4 protein-coding genes and 1 pseudogene are annotated in these 3444 nt (G+C 57.6%); 1 reads left to right on the forward strand and 4 read right to left on the reverse strand.

Translation table 11 applies throughout. From position 1 onward, the window contains the following. Both FV226_RS27045 and FV226_RS27050 read right to left on the reverse strand, forming a co-directional pair. Positions 1-421 (reverse strand): hypothetical protein (locus FV226_RS27045; protein ID WP_147765347.1); only part of this gene is annotated, 421 nt, incomplete at its 3' end. A 5-nt stretch (positions 422-426) separates the two neighbouring features. Continuing rightward, a pseudogene (locus tag FV226_RS27050) lies at positions 427-1020 on the reverse strand (recombinase family protein). Between the two features lie 327 nt (positions 1021-1347). Here FV226_RS27050 and FV226_RS27055 point away from each other — a divergent pair. After that, entirely contained in the window at positions 1348-2523 is a 1176-nt protein-coding gene (locus tag FV226_RS27055; protein ID WP_147765348.1) for a DUF4214 domain-containing protein, read from the forward strand. A gap of 59 nt (positions 2524-2582) precedes the next feature. On the opposite strand, the gene FV226_RS27060 is transcribed toward FV226_RS27055, so the two are convergent. Together FV226_RS27060 and FV226_RS27070 are read right to left on the reverse strand one after the other, a co-directional pair. Beyond that, positions 2583-2948 carry a hypothetical protein gene (locus tag FV226_RS27060; protein ID WP_147765349.1) on the reverse strand — a complete coding sequence of 122 codons (366 nt, stop codon included), beginning with the start codon at positions 2946-2948 and terminating at the stop codon, positions 2583-2585. Between the two features lie 270 nt (positions 2949-3218). Then, positions 3219-3444: integrase core domain-containing protein (locus FV226_RS27070; protein ID WP_147765350.1), on the reverse strand; the 226-nt coding region annotated here is incomplete at its 5' end.

Genomic DNA, 3444 nt, shown 5'->3' on the forward strand with positions numbered 1-3444 from the left:
GGTAGAGCCCCCGAAACAGGTCCCCCATCGCCCTACGACGAAACAGGGTACGCCAGCGTCGACGCCGATGCTCGGGGCGATCGTGGTTGATGTGGCAGCGTTGGCAGAAGGCTGCGAGGTTCCGGTCGAGATTGTTCGTGGTGTCGTGGTCCCGGTGCGCGGCAGCCAGCACAACGCGGGTCGTACGGATGCGACCGAGATCTTCGATCGTCGGCAGGCTGCGCAGCGTACGGCCCTGTCCATCGCGCCAGGCGCCGATGCTGGCATCCCACCAGCGCCCATCACCGAGATGGTACACGGTCAGCCCATGGGGTCGACCGCAGCCTTCGCAGGCGCCACCGGCCCGCATAAAGCGGATCGCCGCGGAGAGTTGCGGCCAATCGATTGGGTAGAAGAAGCGGTGCTCCCGGCGGATCGGCATGGGGCTCAGCCTTTGCCAGCAGATGCTGCGGCCTGGCTGCGAGCGCGAGCCTGCGGGAAATAGTTGTAGAACGTATCCCGGCTGACCCCGAGGCGCTTGGCGATCGCCGCGATCGAGATGGTACCAGTCTGGAGTAGGGCGCGGCCGACCTCCATGTCTGCCTCAGTCAGCTTCTTCGGGCGTCCGCCCTTCCGGCCGCGGGCCAGGGCGGCCTTAAGCCCTTCTATCGTGCGCTCGCGGTTGAGGTCGAGGAAGTACTCAGCCATGGCGCCGGGCATCTGGAGGGCGAAGCGGCCGTGCGCGGTGTCGCTGTCGAACTGCTCGGTCAGCGAGCGGAAATGAATTTCCTTCAGACGCAAGCTGTCGATGGTACACATCATCTCGACGAGGGATCGGCCTAATCGATCGAGCTTCCACACCACGAGCACGTCGGTCGGGCGCAGGTACGCGAGTGCTGCCTCAAACTCCGGCCGCTTAGTACCAGCCTTACCGGACTTCTTCTCCTCGAACAGCTTCTAGCACCCTGCCTTTGTCAGCGCATCACGCTGCAGGTCGAGGTTCTGGTCGAGCGTGGAGACGCGGGCATATCCAACAAGCATGCCGGGATAGTGATTCAGGCGCGTTTTATCCGCAATAGAAAACCAGCCATATTTTCCCGACAAAAACGCAGCCGTTTTAGGCTGCCGATCACCAGTTCATGCCGGTCGTCCGGAAAATGGTCGTTTCCTGGGCATAAGGGAGATAATCTGGTTATTAAGCAACCCATTAGCTGGACAAAAATCGTAGTCGCTAATAGAGGAACCAAACGTAAACATGGCTAGTTTTTAGGCTGCTGGGAAATAGAAACTTGTGCCTTTGAATGCGACACGTGTCGATCAGAGCGCAAATTTTGAAAAATCTCGGTCAGCGAAGTACTCGACGGAGAAATGATTGATATGACTATTTCAGCTGATACATTAACACTAACGGTGTCCGCACAGAGTTATCAAGGAAATCCGCAGTTTATTGTTAAAGTTGACGGTCTACAAATCGGCAATATTTTTTCCTCTAACGCGCCCCATTCTGATGGACAATCACAAGATATTACTTTAAACGGAAATTTTAGTACGGCTCACCAAGTGTCTGTTACATTCCTGAACGATTCGTATAAAAGTACTGTAAACAGCGACCGCAATCTATTTGTTGATAGCATCAGTTTTGATGGACAAAAACAATTAGGGGCCAGCGCGGTATTCTCGTCTAATGGACCTACGGGAAAAGCAGTTGGGCTTTATCATACGGGCGACCTAGCTATATTCAACGTGAATGGCTTCTCAGAGCTGGCGTTGATTGACGCAAGCTTGTTTGGGTCCGTCACGCATACTTCGGCAAACCCCGGGGGTGAGGTCTACGCGGCCTATGATGGGCTGCTCGGACGTGCACCTGATCCGCTTGGACTAGAGGGCTGGTCTAACGCTCTAAACCACGGTCTTTCAATCAGGGATATGGCCCAAGGCTTCCTCTCATCACCGGAGGGGCAGTCGCGGGCCGGCGCGCTCGACAACGCAGCCTTCGTTGAGCAGCTCTATGGAGCTACCCTCCACCGGCAATCTGACGCAGTTGGACTGCAAAGCTGGACCGACGCACTGAACCACGGCGCTTCCCGCGTTGATGTGGCAGTTGCGTTCACACTCTCGCCCGAGCACCTTGGCAACATACAAGGCGCGCTTGATGCAGGCGTGTTTGTGCCGAATGCCGACGCCTCGAACGTAGCGCGACTTTACTACGGAATTTTGGGCCGCGCTCCCGATGCTGGTGGTCTCACGACATGGACGAAAGCGGTCCAGCAAGGAACCTCGCTTACAAGCGTCTCGGAGCAATTCTTCCAGTCACCTGAGGCGCAGATGAAGTTTGCCGGGGTAGACAACGTGCGTTTCGTAACTGGATTGTATGAAAATGCTCTTGGGCGGTCGGTAGAGCCGGCTGGGCTACAAAATTGGATAAATGCGCTTCAGCATGGAACGTCTCGCGCTGATCTTGCAGTACAAATCTCTGAGAGCTCTGAGGCTCAGGTTCACTTGGTCGGACAAATTGAGAGTGGTTGGCATCTAATCTTAGGTTAAATCCTGATCTGGTATCAGATGGTGATTTTATTATCATCGATCAATCTTAATGGCAGTATCTACACCCCCTCCTCTTTCGGCCGGTTTACTACGCGTACCCGAAGCGGACGACCCGCGACTGCGCCACCGAGACCGTCGGTGATCGGCAAGGGGAAGCAGCGGGCGACGGAGGTCAGGACTTCGGAGACGAAGGCCCTCTGGGTCTCCTCATCGCCGACGAGCTTCGAGTGCGTGATCCTCGGTTTCCCCTGCAAGCTGCCGTCGCGCTTGATGCTGAAAAGCAGCGTCACTTCCGATCCGACAGATGCGGCAGGGCCTCCGATTGACTGGGTGCAGGCGCCGAGGAGCTGCCACATCCCGTTCAGGGTGGATGTTGGTTCGGCCCGGGCGTCGACGGCGGCGAGGAGCAGGGGGAGCGAGATCATCAGGGAGCGCACAGCATCACACGATTAGGGTTTGCGGAGCGCAGAAATAACGACGACATGCGGAGCGCCGTTCAAACCATCAGAGGGCCGTCGTCGCTGCCGTCACGCAATTGGACGTTTGCGTGACCAGGATCTTGCCGGAAGGCGTCTGCCACTGGTCGATACGAGAAAACCGCCGCCAGCTTCATGGGCGCCCTTTGCCTCGCCGCAGCCCTCGATTGGCTCAAACGATGACAGACCCTTGGAGTGGGCCCCTGATGGTAGGCACGATCAGGCGGCGGTTTTGACCGTCGGCCGGGCGTGTTGCTCCTCGAACTGCACGGGGCTCAGGTACCCGAGCGCCGAGTGCAGCCGCTTGGTATTGTAGACCTCGTCGATGAAGCGCGGTAGCTCGGCTGCCACATCGGCGAAGGTCTCGAACGCCATCGGGTACACCCCCTCGACCTTGAGCGTCTTCATGAAGCTCTCGGCCTTGGCGTTGTCGTAGGGGTTGCCG

The sequence above is a fragment of the Methylobacterium sp. WL12 genome, assembly GCF_008039475.1.
Lineage (GTDB): Bacteria > Pseudomonadota > Alphaproteobacteria > Rhizobiales > Beijerinckiaceae > Methylobacterium > Methylobacterium cerastii.

Coding starts and splice junctions, on each gene's coding strand:
- FV226_RS27060 (WP_147765349.1), bottom strand. CDS start 2,948: ATGATCTCGCTCCCCCTGCTCCTCGCCGCCGTCGACGCCCGGGCCGAA.
- FV226_RS27055 (WP_147765348.1), top strand. CDS start 1,348: ATGATTGATATGACTATTTCAGCTGATACATTAACACTAACGGTGTCC.